Annotated in this window: 16 protein-coding genes and 1 pseudogene; 10 read left to right on the forward strand and 7 right to left on the reverse strand. The window is 50.7% G+C overall.

Annotated elements, in window-relative coordinates; translation table 11 throughout:
* Positions 1-31: 31 nt before the first annotated feature.
* Genes KGP26_RS03880 through KGP26_RS03895 form a run of 4 tightly spaced genes read left to right on the forward strand, consistent with a single transcriptional unit; the run spans position 32 to position 4,374 of the window.
* A complete protein-coding gene (locus KGP26_RS03880; protein WP_223665065.1) occupies positions 32-544 on the forward strand; it encodes a hypothetical protein in 513 nt (170 codons plus the stop codon).
* A 52-nt stretch (positions 545-596) separates the two neighbouring features.
* A complete protein-coding gene (locus KGP26_RS03885) occupies positions 597-1,652 on the forward strand; it encodes an acyltransferase (RefSeq protein WP_223665066.1) in 1,056 nt (351 codons plus the stop codon).
* 60 nt (positions 1,653-1,712) lie between these two features.
* Positions 1,713-3,962, forward strand: a complete 2,250-nt coding sequence (locus KGP26_RS03890; RefSeq protein WP_223665067.1) for a hypothetical protein — start codon at positions 1,713-1,715, stop codon at positions 3,960-3,962.
* A 16-nt stretch (positions 3,963-3,978) separates the two neighbouring features.
* The gene (locus tag KGP26_RS03895) at positions 3,979-4,374 is read left to right on the forward strand and encodes a hypothetical protein (RefSeq protein WP_223665068.1); all 396 of its coding nucleotides are present in this window, start codon (positions 3,979-3,981) and stop codon (positions 4,372-4,374) included.
* A 338-nt stretch (positions 4,375-4,712) separates the two neighbouring features.
* Here the strand turns inward: KGP26_RS03895 and KGP26_RS03900 are convergent, their stop codons facing one another.
* From KGP26_RS03900 to KGP26_RS03915, 4 genes are all read right to left on the reverse strand, one after another.
* Positions 4,713-5,210, reverse strand: coding sequence for an OmpA family protein (locus KGP26_RS03900; protein ID WP_059199697.1), 498 nt, complete (start codon positions 5,208-5,210; stop codon positions 4,713-4,715).
* Between the two features lie 41 nt (positions 5,211-5,251).
* Positions 5,252-6,499, reverse strand: a complete 1,248-nt coding sequence (locus tag KGP26_RS03905) for a diguanylate cyclase domain-containing protein (RefSeq protein ID WP_059199698.1) — start codon at positions 6,497-6,499, stop codon at positions 5,252-5,254.
* Positions 6,496-7,098, reverse strand: coding sequence for a YfiR family protein (locus KGP26_RS03910; RefSeq protein ID WP_059199699.1), 603 nt, complete (start codon positions 7,096-7,098; stop codon positions 6,496-6,498). The genes KGP26_RS03905 and KGP26_RS03910 overlap by 4 nt, the downstream gene beginning before the upstream one ends.
* Positions 7,099-7,372: 274 nt before the next feature.
* Positions 7,373-10,102 carry a cation-transporting P-type ATPase gene (locus KGP26_RS03915; protein WP_223665069.1) on the reverse strand — a complete coding sequence of 910 codons (2,730 nt, stop codon included), beginning with the start codon at positions 10,100-10,102 and terminating at the stop codon, positions 7,373-7,375.
* Positions 10,103-10,752: 650 nt separating this feature from the next.
* Between KGP26_RS03915 and sltY the strand changes: the two genes are divergently transcribed.
* Together sltY and trpR are read left to right on the forward strand one after the other, a co-directional pair.
* Positions 10,753-12,672 carry a murein transglycosylase gene (gene sltY / locus KGP26_RS03920; protein WP_094982241.1) on the forward strand — a complete coding sequence of 640 codons (1,920 nt, stop codon included), beginning with the start codon at positions 10,753-10,755 and terminating at the stop codon, positions 12,670-12,672.
* Positions 12,673-12,773: 101 nt separating this feature from the next.
* Positions 12,774-13,094: a trp operon repressor gene (gene trpR, locus KGP26_RS03925; RefSeq protein WP_021179237.1), complete on the forward strand. Its 321-nt coding sequence runs from the start codon at positions 12,774-12,776 to the stop codon at positions 13,092-13,094.
* Between the two features lie 18 nt (positions 13,095-13,112).
* Here the strand turns inward: trpR and yjjX are convergent, their stop codons facing one another.
* On the reverse strand, positions 13,113-13,658 hold the full coding sequence (yjjX, locus tag KGP26_RS03930; RefSeq protein ID WP_021179238.1) for an inosine/xanthosine triphosphatase: 546 nt from the start codon (positions 13,656-13,658) through the stop codon (positions 13,113-13,115).
* 127 nt (positions 13,659-13,785) lie between these two features.
* On the opposite strand from yjjX, the gene gpmB reads away from it, so the two are divergent.
* Complete coding sequence (gpmB, locus tag KGP26_RS03935) at positions 13,786-14,433, forward strand: 2,3-diphosphoglycerate-dependent phosphoglycerate mutase GpmB (protein ID WP_021179239.1); 648 nt, start codon at positions 13,786-13,788, stop codon at positions 14,431-14,433.
* Here gpmB and robA read toward each other — a convergent pair.
* Complete coding sequence (gene robA, locus KGP26_RS03940; RefSeq protein ID WP_223665070.1) at positions 14,430-15,299, reverse strand: MDR efflux pump AcrAB transcriptional activator RobA; 870 nt, start codon at positions 15,297-15,299, stop codon at positions 14,430-14,432. The two genes, gpmB and robA, sit on opposite strands and share 4 nt — an antisense overlap.
* 342 nt (positions 15,300-15,641) lie before the next feature.
* On the opposite strand from robA, the gene creA reads away from it, so the two are divergent.
* A complete protein-coding gene (creA, locus tag KGP26_RS03945) occupies positions 15,642-16,121 on the forward strand; it encodes a protein CreA (protein WP_094982171.1) in 480 nt (159 codons plus the stop codon).
* Positions 16,122-16,244: 123 nt separating this feature from the next.
* On the opposite strand, the gene arcA is transcribed toward creA, so the two are convergent.
* Positions 16,245-16,961 carry a two-component system response regulator ArcA gene (arcA, locus tag KGP26_RS03950; protein WP_024483588.1) on the reverse strand — a complete coding sequence of 239 codons (717 nt, stop codon included), beginning with the start codon at positions 16,959-16,961 and terminating at the stop codon, positions 16,245-16,247.
* 108 nt (positions 16,962-17,069) lie between these two features.
* On the opposite strand from arcA, the pseudogene KGP26_RS30380 reads away from it, so the two are divergent.
* Together KGP26_RS30380 and KGP26_RS03955 are read left to right on the forward strand one after the other, a co-directional pair.
* A pseudogene (locus KGP26_RS30380) lies at positions 17,070-17,207 on the forward strand (hypothetical protein); the annotation flags it as partial.
* A gap of 389 nt (positions 17,208-17,596) precedes the next feature.
* On the forward strand, positions 17,597-18,283 hold the full coding sequence (locus tag KGP26_RS03955; RefSeq protein WP_115159048.1) for a tRNA/rRNA methyltransferase: 687 nt from the start codon (positions 17,597-17,599) through the stop codon (positions 18,281-18,283).
* The last annotated feature ends 141 nt before the right edge of the window (positions 18,284-18,424 follow it).

Below are 18,424 nucleotides of genomic sequence, written 5' to 3' on the forward strand. Positions count from 1 at the left end.
ATTAATATCGCTCTCAGAGTGAGGAATTTTTATGCAAAAAGTTGGAAGCACCACAGATACAGCAGATGCCAATGGCGAGTGGACTAACGGAAACGTGGCACAAGGCGTGTCACCAACAGTTATCAATGCCGCCATTTTAAATACACATCAACGAGAGCTAGTAAATATTGTCGAAAGTGTGGGTATGCAGCTTAATCCTAATGATGATGGTCAAGTTTTTAAGGCGCTTAAACTTTTCTTTGGGAATAGTATTACAGTGGAAAGTAATTCGCTAGGCACATGCTTGACAGTAAAAGGAATTTCCAATGATGTGGTGATTATTATTCAGGCAGGGAAGGGGGAAGTAAATTCGACTTCTGGGAGTGTTATTTTTCCCAAGCCTTTTACTAATGGTGTTTTAGCTGTGATCCCTTCAAAAATAACAGATACTAATAGATATGTATCTTCATCTAATCATAGCAAAACAGGTTTTGACGTGTTTGGTTGGATTTCCGGATCAGCAGGGAATGTGGATAGTTTTAGCTATATTGCTGTCGGCTGGTAAAGTTCTATATTCCTGTGGTATAATTCAAAGATCGCAAATTGAGTTATGTCATATGAAAAATAGAAACGATGTCATAGATGTTTTTCGTGGAATTGCAGTTCTATTGGTAACTTCATTCCATATATTCCTTTGGTCATCATCGAATGGAAAACCTTTAACTGGACATTGGGATACCTACGGACCTTTTGGGAATGGATGGGTTGGCGTTGGTATCTTTTTTGTAATATCAGGTTATTGCATGGGAATGTCAACAAATCGTGCATTTTCTCATGGTGTTAGCAAGTCAAGTTATACCGTGTATTTCTCAAAACGTTTTCTCAGGATTGCGATTCCATATTACATTTCTATTTTGTTTTGGGTTATTTTAATAAAGAATTACGGAATAGCGGTTAAACCCACTGGCGTTTATGATGTACTTTCTCATGCTTTGTTTTTTCATAATTTAAATGAAAATACAATGTTCAGTATAAGTGGTGTTTATTGGTCTCTAGCTGTTGAAATGCAGTTTTACATACTTCTCCCTTTTATTGTTTATTTCTGTAAAACACCTAATAAAAAAATAGTTTTACTTGTTGCTTGTGCTGCTATTTCAATGCTTATCAATCTGACTTCAAACGATAGGGTGTTGACGTGGTCACTAGCTTCATACTTATATCTGTTCATATTAGGTTGGTTTTTGTTCTCATACTCTGATTGCGCTATTAATAATGCCTTCTTGAACTTCATAAAAACACTCTCTGTTGTCGCTTTTATTTTAATGCTTTTTTATAAAGGGAGTGGATTCAATAATAACATAAAAATTTATGAGTTGATTGTTTCCACATTAGCAGGTGTTATGATGTGGTCATTCATTGTTGGAAGTCATAAACATAAGCCCCGACTGATTGTAAAGGTTATATCATTTATAGGTAAGTGTTCATTCTCAATTTACTTGTATAATTATATATTCTGGGCATTGCCTAGGGGGGATGTATCACCAGCGTTTGCTATAATGTCATATTTTGTTGTTATTTCTTTTGGTGTGATTATGTATTTTATAGTCGAAGTGCCATCAGAAAAATTCCGCAAGTCAATATTTAGAGATATAACTAAGGCTTTGACAACATGACGGTGACGTCAAATCGTCTAAACAAACCCGCCAAGTGCGGGTTTTTTTATGGAAATAATTATGTCCCAGAGATACAAAACCGGAAACCCGCGCCCTTCAAACAGCATGAAGGACTTAAACGATAACGCCTTGGCTTATGATGATTTTATAAATAGTGACGCTGACCATGCCTTAGACCGATTTGATCGAGTTAGGAGAACATGGGTTGGAATGGAGCGTCATTTTGATAGGTTGATGAATGGGTTTAACTCCGTTTTCGATGCACTTATTATCTATTTCAAAGGTAAAGCTTATGATGCAATATCGGCGATTGGATGGCAGGAGCTTGGTAATTGGGTCGTAAACATAACGTTGATCAACCGTCAACAAGTAGTTTGGCATGATAATGCTTGGTACAAATTTATCGGAGCATTACCCCATACCATAACAGGTGGTTCACCAGGAGAGGATGGAGGCATATGGTCTAAAGATAACCCATCTGGGTTATGGGTAAATATTGGTGATGCAAGCGTTCGCTGCGATCTGGCTAAGGGGGATGGCCTTAAATACATCGGACGGTGTCCTGATATCGCAACCCTACGTACTATAGTCCCTGAGTTTACCAGCCAGAAGATCGATGTGATTTCATACTATGAAGGGTGGGCAGCAACACAGAATGGTGCAGTTGGCGGTGGTTTTTTTACATCGGTAAATGATGCAACAACTTCTGATGACGGCGGAATTTTTATCCGTGTTAACTCATCAACTGGGTGGCGTCGCGTTGTAGAGAACTCTGTTCTTGTCACACATTTCGGAGGGCGCGGTAATGACTCTGATGAAACAGCTATCATTCAGCGCGCTATAAATTCAGTTGCACTGAATAAAATCAAGTTAGTCATAGATTCTGGCTTTTCGTTTTCAGCGCACGGCATCGTTATTGACTCTAGGCATAATGGAATACGCATTGATGGCGATGGGTGGATTAAATTCTACGGCAACGGCGGAACTCAGCAAAACAAACCAAGTAACATTGTAACTGGGGCTGACTATTGTATTTATGTAAATGGCGTATCCAATGCTGAATTATCTCTCCAAGTTGATGGAAACTCAGCTTCAAAGCTTGATAACGAGCAAATCCACTCGATAGGTATGTTTGGCGGTAAAAACATCAGCATGTCAAAATTGCGGTTCAAAAACACTCGCGGCGATGGGCTTTACATTACTCAGTCCAACGGTAACGTTGAATCGGCGATCCCTGAAAATGTGAACATTGATTTTATCGAGTCGATTAACGAAACGTTCGACGGACGTAACGCAATATCCGTCATTTCAGTAAATGGCCTGAACATTACGACCATGGTTTCATTGCGGCATGGTGGGATCGTTGGCGGCGTCTACCAGCCTGGAGGCCTAGATATTGAGCCTAACTACTATTTCCAGAAGTGCTACAACATCACCGTAAAATCCTATCGTGCGCTTTGCGCGGGCAGTCAAGGGCTTACGATAGCAGGTAAGCAAGCTACCGGCGATTTTGGCGAGTTCTGCGTTAAAAACGTTCACTTCGATAATGTTGATGTGGAAATGACAGATATCGGAAGAAATCGCGCTGATGTAGTCCTCATTAACGGTGTGAATGATGTATTTGTTAGAGGCTTCGCGAAGACTACTGCGCTATACACGGGCGACTATGTTGGGTTGCACGTTGTTGGCGCTACTGGGGTAGATGCCAATATAACTACACGTCGGTGTAAGCATGCTGCCTGGCTCGGTTACACTCCTGTGCTTGGCTTACGCAACACGTACTCATCGCGATTTATAATTAATGCCGATCGCTACCATGACGGGGTTAGCATCGGCTGGGCTGATGGTTTCACTGTTGATTTCATTGGTATTAACCCGACCCAGATGGGGACTGGAGACATGGGGCATTTGCAATATATTGCTAACCCTGGAGAAAGCACCCCGATCCGCCGCACGAAAGTATCTGTTCGCACTTCTGGTTATGAGGGCTTTTTGGAGAGATTGGATTATGGTATTCGAGTAAATCCATCTCAAACCCCTGCAATATACAAAGGGACAAATTACATTATTGATAGTGATTTGACGAATGTTCTGCACAATCCTGCAAGTGGGAAAAACCGTATGCAGGGGACCAAAGATATTGTTAAAACAAACATAGATGGTGTAACCCCTTATCCAGGAACCCCAATTTCCGGAACTGATATCTGGGGTGACGGTGATATAGTTTTCGACACTAACGCTTCCACTTCAAAAGTGGTGGGCAGAGTTTACACATCAACAGGATTCCAAGTATTTAGTCAGCTACCTTAATTATAAGAGGTTTAAAATGCCAATCAGGGTAATTAAAACTACATCTACAGCTATAGTCACGTCAGATTTCAATCTATCCATTCCCGGCAAGGATATGGAGGTCAATGCGCTGTACACATTAACAGATGTGACAATCTCAGCAGATGGTAATGGGATGGCAAAGTTCTCTCTGTGTATTAATGGCGTTAGCGAGGGGATTACACAGTCATTTCCGTTTTTAATTCAAAGCACATCTATTTTTGTTGAGGTGGAAAAAATTATCGATGAGTTGCCTCAGTTCTCAGATGGTAGGATCGAACCCCTTATCGAGATGCCCGCCAGTGATGAACCGGAATATGGGTCGGCACCGGAAGTCGGCGAAGAACCGGCACCAGGTGAAACACCTGCACCGGTCGAAGAACCTAAGGAGTGATAGCAGCGCCGGGAGAAATCCCGGCCTCTACGTTGCTATGGGGCATAAATGGGGCAAAAACTTTGCAAATATGGGTAGAGTTGAGCGGGCGAGGTTGAAACGGAAAGGTAGAAAAATTCAGTTAAAACATAGGATAAGCAGGCTTAAGCAGACTTGGTAAAAAGAGGCTCAGTACTGTATAGACGTATTGAGCCACGTTGCTCCGAGCCTCTCTATCAGTTTTTATAGGATGTCTGGCGGCCTGAGTGTAGCCCGTTTCAGCACCGGTTCCCAGATCCCCTATGACGATCGCCAAGTATAACCGCTAATGCTCACCATTAGGTGAACTTTGCTGTTTCTTAAGGGGTGACGACGATCGCCACGCGACGGTTTTCAGCACGCCCGCTGGAGGTGGCGTTACTGGCTACCGGTTGGCGTTTACCCATGCCGCGAGTTTCTATATTGGCACGCGGGATGCCGACACCAGCCAGGACATCGGCCACCGCGTTGGCGCGGCGCAGTGAAAGCTGGTCGTTGTAGCTGTCTTCACCGTAGTTATCGGTGTGGCCGTCCAGGCGGAATTGCACGATGTCTACGCTCTTCAGCGCCTTGCCCATCTTCTCGACAATCTCGGTACTTTGCGGGCTCAATTTACCGACGTTGTTACCGAACAGCACCTTGTCGGAAAAACCAAACTCCCAACCGTTTTCGGTCAGTTTGAACCCCTGTGCCTGCAGTAAAGCGATCTGTTCTGCCGTCAGCCCTTGTGGCTTGCTCTGGCAGCCTGCCAGCGTGAGCAAGGTGATAAACACTAATGCCAGGAGGGAAAAAGACCGTTTAAAATTTTGCTGTAACATTGATTTTTCTCTTTTTGGTTGTTTGAGACCCGGTGCTGACGCTATTTGCGCATCGCTAACCGCCAGCCTCCATGGGACAGGTGTTTTGCCCGGTACATTGCGTCATCCGCTTCGTGCAGCAGTTCCTGAGTGGTAGAGGCATGTTCAGGGTAAAATGCGATGCCGATACTCAGTGCGGCGATCACTCTTTCCTTGTTGGGCAACACAATGGGTTGTTGCATACACTCGATGATGATGTCGGCAATCGGCAGCACATCGTTGGTGTCTTTGAGCGGTGCCAGCAGGATGGCGAATTCATCGCCCCCCATCCGGGCGACCAGATCGTGCTTGCGCAACCTGCTGCGCAGGCGTTCTGCGATGGTGATCAAGACGGTATCACCGGCAGCATGGCCATGGTTATCGTTCACCTCCTTGAAACGATTGCCGTCGATAAACAGTACCGCCAGCTTTTCATCGGGTTCGAGCTCTGACAGCGCGCGGCCCAACTGAGCTTCAAAGAAGGCCCGGTTTGGCAACCCGGTCAGGCTGTCGTGGGTGGCTTGGTGGGTTAATGCGTCATTTTCTTGTTGCAGGTGCTGTTGCCAGGCTTCGATTTCATCCAGCAGGCCGTTAAAATCACAGCTCAGTTCGTGCAGTTCGGCAATCGGTGCTGAAGGCACCCGCAGTTCGAAAGTCCGATCGCGGCGTACCGTATGGGCAACATTGGTGATATCGTCCAAGGAGGTCACGATCCCTCTGAGCATTCTGCGGGAAAGTATCAGGGCGCACAATGTACTGAGCATCAGGCAGGCAATCATGCCTACCATGCCGCGCAGCAAGAATTTCAGCAGACTGCTGCCATTGCCGGTCAGCCAGACCAGGCCTATCTGTTTGCCTTCACGGGCAATGGGCAAAACCACCGCTTCCGGCAAGATCCAGCGGGCCACCATCTGTTCCAACCCATGCAATGGGCTATCCGCTGGGTGGCTCCAACTGGCCAAAGCGACACCCTGCATATTCAGGATTTTAGCCTCTGACACTTCTTCGTTGGAAGCGATCAGCATCAACGCTTCGCGAGCGGCGGGGCGGTCTTCAAACACCACGGCGGCTTCAGCGGTATAACTGATCGAGCGGGCAATCAGATGCAGGTTATGGTTGGCATAGGCTCGAAGGGCAAACAGCGCAAGCAACGTCAGGAAGATCCCTGCGGCACCGACGGCGATCAACGCCAGACTCAGGTTCATCCGTTGCAGCACTTGGCCCAGCGTAGGGCGAGAGGTAGCCGAACCTTTGTGACCTAACAGTTTCATTGCGGCGGCCCCTTTTTACGCGCCAACTGCAGCACGTTAGGGTGAACACGCACGCCACTGCGCGCCAGTGAGTCCAGATTCACTTTAAAACCCGCCTGATCGTTGCTGATTTGCAAACAAAAGGCACTGCCAACAGCACATTCCATATCCTTTTCGCTGATGCTGAGGATCGAGTGACCCGAAATCCGGTGGAAGAAATCTTGTTTCTGGGCGTCATTAACGTCGCCCAAATACACTACATCGCAGCTAGTTGCCAACTGCGGATTATCTATCTCGATCCGCAAGGTTTTGATTGGCTGCGGTGCTGTCAGCAACACTGGGTCGAACAGACCTTCGGCATACTGGACAGGCGCAGTCACGCACAAGCGGATCGGATCAGGTTTGGCGGGCCAGCGAGCATAGCTGATAATCCCCACCACCACGGTGGTGACGGTATGAATGCGTTTTTGGTAGGGATCTTGTGTATCAGCCCCGGCCAAGCTGGGAAACGTCAACAGAGCCAGCAGCAGGATCGGTAACATGCGACGCGATCGGACCGGGTTGCTACATAAACCCAGTGTCCTGACAGCCAACTTCCTGGCCTTTATCGACATCTTCATTTGCCATTCCTGCCTACGGCCGGCTTGATGGCACGGCAGTCTGATACTAAATAATTGAGCCTAGTCGAAAAGGGTAAAACTTTGCCGCGTACCATCAATCGCACTACCAAAAAAGCATAACCTGACCGTCTTGAGGGCGAATTGTATTATAAGAGCAGTTTGTTGTGCGCTTTATGCTCGGTTTTATGAGATTTTTCCTAGGTATTTTTAACGTTATAAAACGCCCGGCAGGGTTTGCCGGGCGTTTTAGTGAAAATTGCGAGTCCTAAGGTGCTTATAATAACGTTTTTCGGCTCGCTTTGATGCGGTTAATCACCCATTTTTCTACTTCCACGATCAGGAATAGCGCAATGGCTATCATCAGCGTCACGCCCCAATAGAACAGCGGCAGCGGCGCGGTGCCAAACAGCGCGTTCATAAACGGCAGATAAATGATGGCCATCTGTAGCAGTAACAACACGCCACTGACCAACCACAGGCCCTTATTGAGGAACAATTGGCGGTTGAGCGGGAAGCGGTCTGCGGTACGGCAGTTGAACATGTAAACCCACTGCGCGGTGACCAGGGTTTGCAGCAGCACGGTGCGGATCAGCTCGCTGCTGTAGCCGCGTGGCGCCATCCAGGCTTCCAGTGCGAAGGCGCTGATGGCGATCAGCACGCCGACGAAGCCGATGCGCCAGATAGCGTGCAGATCCAACACGTTGCTGCCCGGCATCCTTGGTTTACGGTGCATCAGCCCTTTTTCGGCGGGCTCATAGGCCAGGCCAAAGGATAGGGTAGTGGAGGTGGCCATGTTCATCCACAGGATCTGGATGGGCGTCAGCGGCAGCATGGCACCAGCCAGAATGGCGATGATGATCAGCAGGCCCTGTGCCAGGTTGGTCGGCAGCACGAACAGGATGGTTTTCTTCAGGTTGTCGTAAACACGGCGGCCTTCTTTTACCGCGCTGGCGATGGTGGCGAAGTTATCGTCGGTCAGCACCATATCTGCGGCTTCTTTAGTGACCTCGGTGCCTTTGATCCCCATGGCGATACCCACGTCGGCCTGTTTCAACGCTGGTGCATCGTTGACGCCGTCGCCGGTCATCCCTACCACGCCGCCTTTATCCTGCAGCGCTTTTACCAGACGTAGCTTATGTTCCGGGCTGGTACGGGCAAAGATATCGTAGTGCACGGCGGCTTCTGCCAACGCCTGGTCATCCATATGTTCCAGCTCGGAGCCGGTGATAGAGTCCTGGCTGTTGCCAATTCCCAGCATGGCACCGATGGCCATGGCCGTTTTCTGGTGATCGCCGGTGATCATCTTCACGCGGATCCCCGCTTGCTGACATTCGGCGATGGCGGCGACCGCTTCAGGACGTGGTGGATCCATCACACCAGCGATACCGATAAACACCATCTGCTGGCGGATATCGCCGTGATCCAGTTCCACTTCGCCGTCTGGCGTCGTTTTACTGGCGGCGGCCACCATGCGTAAACCTTGCTCGGCGAAGCGCGACATCTCCGCTTCCCAGTAGCCGAGGCGGAAGGGCTGGATGCCGTAATCGGTCAGTTCGAACTCGCACAGTGAGAACAACACGTCTGGCGCACCGGTAAGGAACACCTGATTTTTGCCTGCGACCTGGCTACGTACCGCCATGTATTTGTAACTGGAGTCGAACGGGATTTTAGCCAGTTGGCGTGCTTCACCAATCGCTAATCCAGCTTTCATCGCCAGCACCTTCAATGCGCCTTCCGTCGGGCTGCCGGTGACCAGCCAACGGCCGCTGTCATCCTGCTTGACCTGGCTGTCGTTACACAGGGTGATCGCGGTAATGAACTGCGCTAACGGTGGGATATCTTGAACTTGTGCTGGTTTGTTACTGTCGGCAAAGAAAATGCCGCCAACCGGTTCATAGCTTTCCCCTTCCACACGGTAGGCATGGTCAGCCATGATGACGTTTTTTGCCGTCATTTCGTTCATGGTCAGCGTGCCGGTCTTGTCCGAGCAGATCACCGTCATCGAGCCCAAGGTTTCTACCGTAGGCAGTTTGCGGATAATCGCGCGGTTACGTGCCATCGACTGCACGCCCAGGGACAAGATAATGGAAATGATGGCAGGCAGACCTTCGGGTACCGAGGCCACCGCCAGGCTGATCAGCGCCACCAGCAGCTCACCGAGCGGCATATCACGCATCGTGAAGGCAAACGCGAACAGCAACACCATCATCACCAGGATCAGGATGAAGATGTTTTTGCCCAAGCGATCCATCTGTTGCAGTAACGGGGTGCGCTGGGTCTTAACGGTCGAGATCATCTCGCTGATGTGGCCGAGTTCGGTATAGCCGCCAGTTGCGATAACCACGCCCTTGGCATTCCCGGCGCTGATAGTGGTACCGGAGAACAACAGGTTGGTGCGATCGCCAATCATCACTTCATCAGGGATAGCGTCGGTTTGTTTCGAGACCACGGTAGATTCGCCGGTCAAGATGGCCTCTTCAACCTGAAGGTTGTGAGATTCCAGTAACCGCAGGTCGGCGGGGATTTTATCGCCAGGGCGTAACAACACGATATCTCCCGGGACCAAATCTTCCGCATTCACGGTGTGGTTAATTCCGTCTCGTACCACAATAGCCTGGCTGGAAAGCATATTCTTAATGCCTTTCAGCGATTTCTCTGCGCTGTTTTCCTGCACAAAGCCGATAAGGGCATTGATCACGGCAACGCAAAGAATAACCACCGTATCGATCCAATGCCCCATAATGCCTTTGAGGAAGGCGGCGGCCAGCAGAATATAAATCAGCACATCGTTAAAGTGGGCAATAAAGCGCATAAAGGCGCTTTTGCCTGCCTGCTCCGGCAGGGCGTTGGGGCCAAACTTCTTCAGCCGTTCAGCGGCTTCCTGCTCGCTTAGGCCTTGTTGCTGAACGTTTAAATGCTGAAGCGTTTGTTCAATATCGTATTGATACCAGGCTTTTTCCGGCTTGGGTGGCGCTTGGTATTCAGTGGGGGAATGTTTTGGCATGGAGTGCCTCTCCTTAAAGTCGTTCGAATCTAAGTCCCCATCTGTGTCGGCAGCCCTTTTGCCGGGTTGATATTCCATTGTTTTCTGTCACACAGACGTTAAAGGTAGTCATTTTCAGTTAGTGGGTGGCCAATTATCTGCCGCGTGATAGTAAATAATCGCAAACTTGAGTTTTTGATCTGAGATAATAAAAACAAAGTAATAGGAATTGTTTTAATCAGTGAGAAAATGTTTCTCTATTAATGTCTCTTTAACGTCATTTTTTGTATAGGAAAACTCGTGTCTGCATAGAAAACTATAGAACACCGGGGTTATTGTGTGATGAAAAAATTGCCCATAATCCCATGATTTTTCAAAACGTCGTCTTGTTGTTCTGCCTGGCGATTGCGCCAGGCAGGGTGGTTTTCATCTGGGTTGATAAACTTGTTATAAAGTAATGAATGGATACGCGTTTTTGCTGTCTATGATTAATACCTGATGCCAGCCCATGGTGGCGGCACGGTTTTGTTCCCGGCGTGGCTTCCCACGGTGGGGCGTGAGATATTCGCAGAGCAGGATCTACTGGCCCGTTGGCTGCTGACGCGGCGCGGCAGCGGGGTGGATCGGTTCTGGCAAGCTAACCCAGCGAGGAAAGAGTAAGTATGGTCAAGGTGGACAAATGGCGGTTGTGGGCTGTAGGCCTGTGCCTGACGGCATTTTCTGGTGCAACATTGGCAGACTCCCTGGACGGCGAACGCCAGCGTTATCTGCAAATCAAGCAGGCCTGGGACAGTAAACAGATGGACGTGGTGGCGCAGTTGATGCCAACGCTGCAGGATTACCCCCTGTATCCTTATCTGGAATATCGCCAGTTGACGCAGGATCTCAGCACCGCCAGTGCGGCTCAGGTCCAGCAGTTTTTGCGGTTGCATCCTACGTTGCCACCCGCAAAATCGCTCTCTGCCCGTTTTGTGAACGAGCTGGCTAGCCGTCAAGATTGGACTACCCTGCTGGCCTTCAGCCCGCAAGAGCCTAAACCTGTTGCGGCGCGCTGTAATTTCTATTACGCCAAGTGGGCCACCGGCGATCAGCAGGCAGCTTGGGCTGGTGCCGATGATATCTGGATGAGCGGTAAAACCCTGCCAGGCTCCTGCGATAAGCTGTTCAGCGTCTGGCAGGCTGCCGGTAAGCAAACGCCGTTGAATACGCTGGCACGGATGAAGCTGGCGCTAAAAGAGGGCAACAGCGGCCTGGTGAACTACCTGTACCGCCAACTCCCAAGCGATTATCAGACCATGGGGGATGCGCTGGTACGGTTGCAAAACGATCCCGCCACGCTGGAAGCCTTCGCCCGTAGCGTCGGCCCAACAGATTTTACCCGTTCGGCTACCACCATCGTATTCGCTCGTCTTGCCCGTCAGGACGTAGAAAATGCTCGAGCCATGATCCCAACGCTGGTCCGCCTACAGAAAATGAGCGAAAGCGAGAAGTTGGCAATGGAGGAAGAGGTGGCCTGGCGGTTGATGGGCAATGATGCCACCTTTGAGCAGACCCAATGGCGCGATCAGGTGATCCTGCGCAGCCAACAGCCAGCCTTGCTGGAGCGCCGCGTGCGTATGGCGCTGGGCGTGGGCGATCGTCAGGGGCTGAAAACCTGGCTGGCACGCCTGCCTGAAGAATCGCGGAACAAGGATGAATGGCGCTACTGGCGTGCCAGTGTCATGATCGATGAAGGTAAACGCAGCGAAGGGGAAGCGATACTGCGTAGCCTGATGAACGAACGCGGCTTCTACCCGATGGTGGCGGCGCAAAAACTGCAGGTGCCTTATCCGGTGATGGTCGCCGTGGCGGCAAAACCGCGTACCGATCTGGTGAGTGGCCCGGAGATTGCCCGGGTGCGTGAACTGATGTACTGGAATATGGATAACCTGGCGCGCAGTGAGTGGAGCTCATTCGTCGCCAGCCGCAGCCGCCCGGAGCAGGAAGCGCTGGCCCGCTATGCCTTTGAGCAGAAATGGGCCGATCTGAGCGTACAGGCAACGATCGTTGGCAAACTGTGGGATCATCTTGAAGAACGTTTCCCGATGGCCTGGCCACAGGAATTCCGCCGTGCTACCGAAGATAAAGGCATTACGCCGAGCTATGCCATGGCGATAGCCCGCCAGGAGAGCGCCTGGAACCCGAAAGCGCAGTCGCCGGTCGGGGCCGCAGGTTTGATGCAGGTTATGCCGCGCACCGCGAAACATACGGTGGATCTGTTCGGTATCCCGGGCTACAGCAGCCCGAGCCAGCTGTTTGATCCGCAAACCAATATCACCATTGGCACCAGCTATCTGGAGTCGGTGTACCAGCAATTTGGTCGTAACCGTATTCTTGCGTCTGCGGCTTATAACGCTGGCCCATCACGGGTGAATACCTGGTTAGGCAATAGCGATGGCCGGGTAGATGCCGTGGCGTTTGTGGAAAGCATTCCGTTCTCGGAAACCCGTTCTTACGTGAAGAACGTGCTGGCCTATGACGCGTTTTATCGTCACTTCATGCATCGGCCAGCGAAGGTGCTGACGGATGCCGAGTGGCAAAGACGCTATTGATATCCCCGTCGTCTTTCAAGCTGTAGCGTTGTTACCGGTATTTTGACGCTTACTCGCGGTATGCTATGCTGCTGTACTAGTTAAATAGTATGGTGGCTGGCATGACGCAATTATCGCTAAACGATCCCGCTCTTTCAGAACAAGGCAATGAAGATTGGCTGCGCTTTGTCGCACTGCTGCAGAGTTCGTTCGATCAGGATTTGCACCAACAGTTGATGCAACTGCTACTGACGCCGGATGAGCGTACTGCGCTGGGGACACGGGTGCGTATTATTCAGGAACTGATGCGTGGCGAAATGAGCCAGCGCGAGCTGAAGAATGAGCTCGGGGCAGGTATCGCAACCATCACCAGAGGATCAAACAGCCTGAAGATGGCGACGCCAGAGCTGAAACAGTGGCTGGAACAGCAATTACTGGGGTGAAGCAATCACCCCGGTGGCTTATTGCTGCGGCGTATTATTACTGCTGTGGCTGCGGTAAATCGGATTGTGGAACGGCACCAGTGCCAGCAGCAACGCCTGGTGGTAAACGCTGGTGCGGCTCAGCCGACCATCGGTAAAGATACCGATCGCTCCCCCCTGACGTTTGACTTCGCTATTGCCGGTGATCAAGGTCATTTCATCGCCTAACTCGCGACCGGCTCGAATACCCTGTAAAATTGATTCTGGCAGCATCAGGCTGGCAGAACGCGATTCGCCACGGGTCGTCGGATTTTCTACCGTCATCCAGGCGAACGTCATATTTTCTTCGATCCCGGCTTCTACTCCGACCCAAAAGTCGGCTTCTGGCCGCACCTGCCGCGCTTCCATCACGCGCTGGCGTGCGCCGGTACGGGTTTCGGTATTGCCAATGGGTTGCAGTGAAACGCCGCTGGCGACGTCAACCGATTCTATGCGGCATTGGTCTGCGCCAAAGGTATCTTCAAAAGCCAGTTGAATAGCCCTGATCTTTGCCGGGTTGGTAGTTGCAGCGATAACATGATACATAACGGCTTTAGCTTCCTTAAAGTGGGGCTGTGTCTTGCCATGATTTTTGATGGCGGCAAGTTATGCGTAGTGCAAGGCACGAGCCACAGATAAACTCAAGTTTCACGCAGTATAACGGAAAAGCATAATGTTACAGGTATACCTCGTTCGCCACGGCGAAACGGAATGGAACGCAGCACGCCGCATTCAGGGCCAATCCGACAGCCCATTAACCGCCACTGGCGTTCACCAGGCTCATCTGGTTGGCAAACGCGTTAGCCGCGAGGGCGTGACGCACGTGATTTCCAGCGATCTGGGCCGCACCCGTCAGACCGCGCAAATCATTGCGGACGCTTGCGGTTGCGACGTTATGGTAGATGCCCGGCTGCGTGAGCTGCATATGGGCGTTCTGGAAGAACGTTTGATCGACAGCCTGACACCGCAGGAAGAGCTGTGGCGTAAACAGATGGTCGATGGTACTGCTGACGGCCGTATCCCTCAAGGTGAATCTATGACGGAGTTGGCCACGCGGATGCATGCGGCGCTGACCGAGTGCCTGAAACTGCCGCAGGGCAGCAAGCCGTTGATTGTCAGCCACGGCATCGCGTTGGGGTGCCTGATCGGGACGGTATTAGGTTTGCCTGCCTATGCCGAACGCCGCCTGCGTTTGCGCAACTGCTCGTTGTCACGCGTCGACTATCAACAAAGCCCCTGGTTGGCTCCAGGCTGGATTGTGGAAAGCGCGGGCGATATCTCGCATCTGGACATGCCCGCGTTGGATGAGCTACAGCGCTAACGGCGGATCGGGATCAGATAGTCGCAACGGATCTCGCTGGGTGGCTGAGGCGGACGCCGGTCACCTTGCGGATAGAAGCGCTCAATATCGTGCCCTTTGCGGCGGGTCAGTTCCAATGCTGGCAGGCAAGTGCCGTACAGTATCAGAATAAAGTCCTGCAGGCCGGAGGCTGGCCCCTGATAGCTGAACATGGCATATTCTCCGCCCTGCAGCGTGATCGGCTGGCCTTCCAGCACCTTGGTCGGCACATGTTGCGCCTCCAGGGCCGTGGTATACAGCACTTCCTGCTCGTCGTCTTTTTCCTGGCTTGGCCGCGAGTGGTGCAGGCCGTAAAGCACCGGTGGCAGGGTGTCTATCTGCCCCAGGTACTGTTGCCAGAATTGGGTACGCAGCTCGGAGCGGAAGCTGGATATTTGCTCCAACGTACAGGAGTAGCTCTGCGTCAGGCCGATCAGGTCCAGCTCGGGTAGCGTGACAAACTCTGGATGTGGCAGCGTAAAGGCGCCCAGACGTATTGGCGGGCACATGCCGAAGGCGTTCCAGTCTTCTGAACGGCGATACAGCGCCGGGGTTTGCGCAAACTGTTTTTTGAATGCGCGAGTGAAGGTCTGCTGTGAGTCGAAACGATACTGCAAAGCAATATCCAGAATAGGCCGACTGGTGAGGCGTAATGCGACGGCGGCTTTGGACAACCTTCTTGCCCGAATATAGGCGCCGATGGCGTTCCCAGTGATATCCTTAAACATCCGTTGCAGATGCCATTTAGAGTAACCCGCTTTTGCCGCCACGTTATCCAGTGACAAAGGTTGGTCCAAATGGCTTTCCAGCCAGCTAAGCAGATCACGAATGATACCGGCTTGATCCATAGATCTTCCTCGTAGAGCTTCAGGTTCGGAACCCGAACTGTTTGATTTGTCATGCTGATACCTGATGCCCACTGACTTATTGATCAATCAGTTGCATTACATACGGCGCTTTTGCGATATGCGTTGCGGGAAGCGGGGGAAAACTGGTGTTAACAGGCATTAAGCGATGACGATGCCGCATAATAGCAACTTTTTTCCTCCACGACTCCCAAAGATTTTTTTCGCTCTCTGTGCTAAAAAGAGCTGACTGGGCCGAGGAAAACCCATTTCTATGACCTGAAGCATCGGCGTTCTTATTAGCAGCCCTGTGATTTAACACGCTGTTCTATTGGAGTTAAGTGAATGAAAAAAGGATGGATATTTTTGTTCGGTCTGGTTTGCGCAACGTTTAATAGCGCGCAGGCGGAACAGGTAGGATCGGTCGATACGGTATTCAAACTGTTTGGTCCAGATCATAAAATTGTGGTGGAAGCGTTCGACGATCCCGATGTTAAAAATGTAACTTGTTATATCAGCCGGGCTAAAACCGGTGGCATAAAGGGTGGGTTAGGGCTGGCAGAGGATACCTCGGATGCTGCCATTTCTTGCCAGCAGGTAGGCCCGATTGAGCTGAGCGACAAGATTAAGAAGGGCAAGGCTGAAGGAACCGTGGTGTTCCAGAAGCGCACCTCTTTGGTGTTCAAAAAGCTGCAGGTCGTGCGTTTTTATGATGCCAATCGCAATGCGCTGATCTACCTGAGCTATTCCGATCGGGTAGTAGATGGTTCACCGAAAAATGCCCTGAGCGCGGTGCCCATCATCCCTTGGGGTGAAGCCAAATAATCCAGACGGGCGCAGCATGCAGCGCTCCTACGTTGTAGCCTGTTCAGATGGCATCGCGTCTGGCCTCAACAAAAAAGGGTTCAGCAAGCTGAACCCTTTTTAACCTGTGACGTTAAGACAGGCTTATTCTTCCAGATCGCCGCAGAAGCGGTAACCTTCACCATGAATGGTAGCAATGATTTCCGGCGTGTCCGGCGTGGATTCGAAGTGCTTACGAATACGACGGATGGTCACGTCTACGGTACGGTCATGCGGTTTCAACTCACGGCCAGTCATTTTCTTCAGCAATTCACCACGGGACTGGATCTTGCCCGGGTTTTCACAGAAGTGCAGCATGGCGCGGAATTCGCTGCGTGGCAGTTTGTACTGCTCGCCAGCAGGGCCGATCAGAGAGCGGCTGTTGATGTCCAGCTCCCAACCGTTGAACTTGTAGCTCTCGACCAGCTTGCGCTCTTCGCCGACGCTACCCAGATTCATGGTGCGTGACAGCAGGTTGCGCGCACGGATGGTCAGTTCGCGTGGGTTGAACGGTTTGGTGATATAGTCATCGGCGCCGATTTCCAGGCCAAGGATTTTATCGACTTCATTATCACGACCGGTCAGGAACATCAGCGCGACGCTGGCTTGTTCGCGTAGTTCACGCGCCAGCAGCAGGCCGTTCTTGCCTGGCAGGTTGATATCCATGATAACCAGGTTGATATCATTTTCGGACAGGATGTTGTGCATTTCTGCACCGTCATTGGCTTCATGAACAATGTAGCCTTCCGCCTCGAAAATGCTCTTCAGGGTGTTACGAGTGACTAACTCGTCTTCGACAATCAGAATGTGCGGGGTCTGCATATTTGCTACCTAAAATTGCCAACAAAATAGAAAATAGGAAGTACAGCAGTCTCGGTGTTCTTCCATGGAGGGCAGAGATACCGCTCACGTTCCCTCAATTACCAAACGACTACAGTACGTAAACTCGTTCTTGATGCGCTTTCCATCAATGTCAACAAGATCGCTAGCTGGGTGGGGGGGCTATTTTTTACCACCCCGAATGATGCCAAAACGGCGCATATCCTAACCCTATTAACAGCAATATAACAGTGTGTGCCGAATTCATCACCTAACAAAACTACGCTTTGTTGACATATATCAAATTCAATTGTAGCACGTTAACAGTTTTGTGAAAAACACTTACAGAACTGCCATGTTAAGTCACAGATCGTCAAATTCTGTGAACGATTCAGCTTTGTTGGAGCTGATGCGTTACAATTGAAAGCTAACTGTTTGGGGTGAAAATATAGCGCTTTGTTTTTAATGAAAATTAAAACTTAACCTACATTTATGATTGTTTCGTCCGATTTATAGGTTGAAATGCCTATTTAATAATATTATAGCAAGCGATCATTTACGATGTTAATCGTTTGTAAATATAATCAGACAAATCCCAACAGTCAAAGAACTATTCTCATTATTTTTCTGGAGTCTTGATGCAGCTTCATATCGTGTTAGTCGCGCCCGCTCGGGCGGAAAATGTTGGCGCAGCGGCGCGGGCGATGAAAACCATGGGCTTCACCTCGTTGCGCATCGTCGACAGCGAGGCCCATCTGCAGCCCGCTGCCCGCTGGGTCGCCCACGGTGCTGGCGATATTCTGGATGCGGTGCAGACGTTTGCTACCCTGGAGCAGGCATTGGAAGATGTAGACTTTACCGTTGCGACTACCGCTCGCAGCCGCGCACGCTTCCATTACTACTGTACCCCTCAGCAACTGACGGAGCAGTTGGCGGAACGTCAGCAATGGGTGCATCAGGCTGCACTGGTGTTTGGCCGTGAAGACTCGGGCCTGACCAATGAAGAACTGGAGTTGGCCGATCTGCTGACCGGCGTCCCGATGGTGGCTGATTATCCTTCGCTGAACCTCGGCCAGGCGGTGATGGTGTATTGCTATCAACTGGCGCAGTTAATGTCAGTCAGCACGCAGCAGGAACCCCTGGCCGATGCCGGGCAACTCAACGCGTTGCGGCAACGGGCAGATCGCCTGTTACAAGCGCTGGACGTGGCGGGCGACCAAAAATTGCGCGATTGGTTACACCAGCGGCTCGGGGTCTTGCAGCAGCGCGATACCGTCATGTTGCACAGGTTGCTGCATGATATTGAAAAAAAACTGACGAAGTGATGTAGGCGTTTTCTGTTGCTTGGCTGGTGTTATTCACTGTTTGATCGGCTTTCTTATGATTTTTTGTTCTGCAATTCTGTTTTTTTATCGGCTTCATCGCGCAGATCCCACTGTGGCCAGTAAATAGGCAAAACAAAGAAA

The sequence above is a fragment of the Serratia sp. JSRIV002 genome (assembly GCF_019968725.1).
Taxonomy (GTDB): domain Bacteria; phylum Pseudomonadota; class Gammaproteobacteria; order Enterobacterales; family Enterobacteriaceae; genus Chania; species Chania fonticola_B.

Bases quoted from the DNA above. Each gene is read 5' to 3' on its own strand.
- KGP26_RS03880 (WP_223665065.1), top strand. From the start codon at position 32: ATGCAAAAAGTTGGAAGCACCACAGATACAGCAGATGCCAATGGCGAG.
- KGP26_RS03885 (WP_223665066.1), top strand. From the start codon at position 597: ATGAAAAATAGAAACGATGTCATAGATGTTTTTCGTGGAATTGCAGTT.
- KGP26_RS03890 (WP_223665067.1), top strand. From the start codon at position 1,713: ATGTCCCAGAGATACAAAACCGGAAACCCGCGCCCTTCAAACAGCATG.
- KGP26_RS03895 (WP_223665068.1), top strand. From the start codon at position 3,979: ATGCCAATCAGGGTAATTAAAACTACATCTACAGCTATAGTCACGTCA.
- KGP26_RS03900 (WP_059199697.1), bottom strand. From the start codon at position 5,210: ATGTTACAGCAAAATTTTAAACGGTCTTTTTCCCTCCTGGCATTAGTG.
- KGP26_RS03905 (WP_059199698.1), bottom strand. From the start codon at position 6,499: ATGAAACTGTTAGGTCACAAAGGTTCGGCTACCTCTCGCCCTACGCTG.
- KGP26_RS03910 (WP_059199699.1), bottom strand. From the start codon at position 7,098: ATGAAGATGTCGATAAAGGCCAGGAAGTTGGCTGTCAGGACACTGGGT.
- KGP26_RS03915 (WP_223665069.1), bottom strand. From the start codon at position 10,102: ATGCCAAAACATTCCCCCACTGAATACCAAGCGCCACCCAAGCCGGAA.
- trpR (WP_021179237.1), top strand. From the start codon at position 12,774: ATGACGCAATTATCGCTAAACGATCCCGCTCTTTCAGAACAAGGCAAT.
- yjjX (WP_021179238.1), bottom strand. From the start codon at position 13,658: ATGTATCATGTTATCGCTGCAACTACCAACCCGGCAAAGATCAGGGCT.
- gpmB (WP_021179239.1), top strand. From the start codon at position 13,786: ATGTTACAGGTATACCTCGTTCGCCACGGCGAAACGGAATGGAACGCA.
- robA (WP_223665070.1), bottom strand. From the start codon at position 15,299: ATGGATCAAGCCGGTATCATTCGTGATCTGCTTAGCTGGCTGGAAAGC.
- creA (WP_094982171.1), top strand. From the start codon at position 15,642: ATGAAAAAAGGATGGATATTTTTGTTCGGTCTGGTTTGCGCAACGTTT.
- arcA (WP_024483588.1), bottom strand. From the start codon at position 16,961: ATGCAGACCCCGCACATTCTGATTGTCGAAGACGAGTTAGTCACTCGT.
- KGP26_RS03955 (WP_115159048.1), top strand. From the start codon at position 17,597: ATGCAGCTTCATATCGTGTTAGTCGCGCCCGCTCGGGCGGAAAATGTT.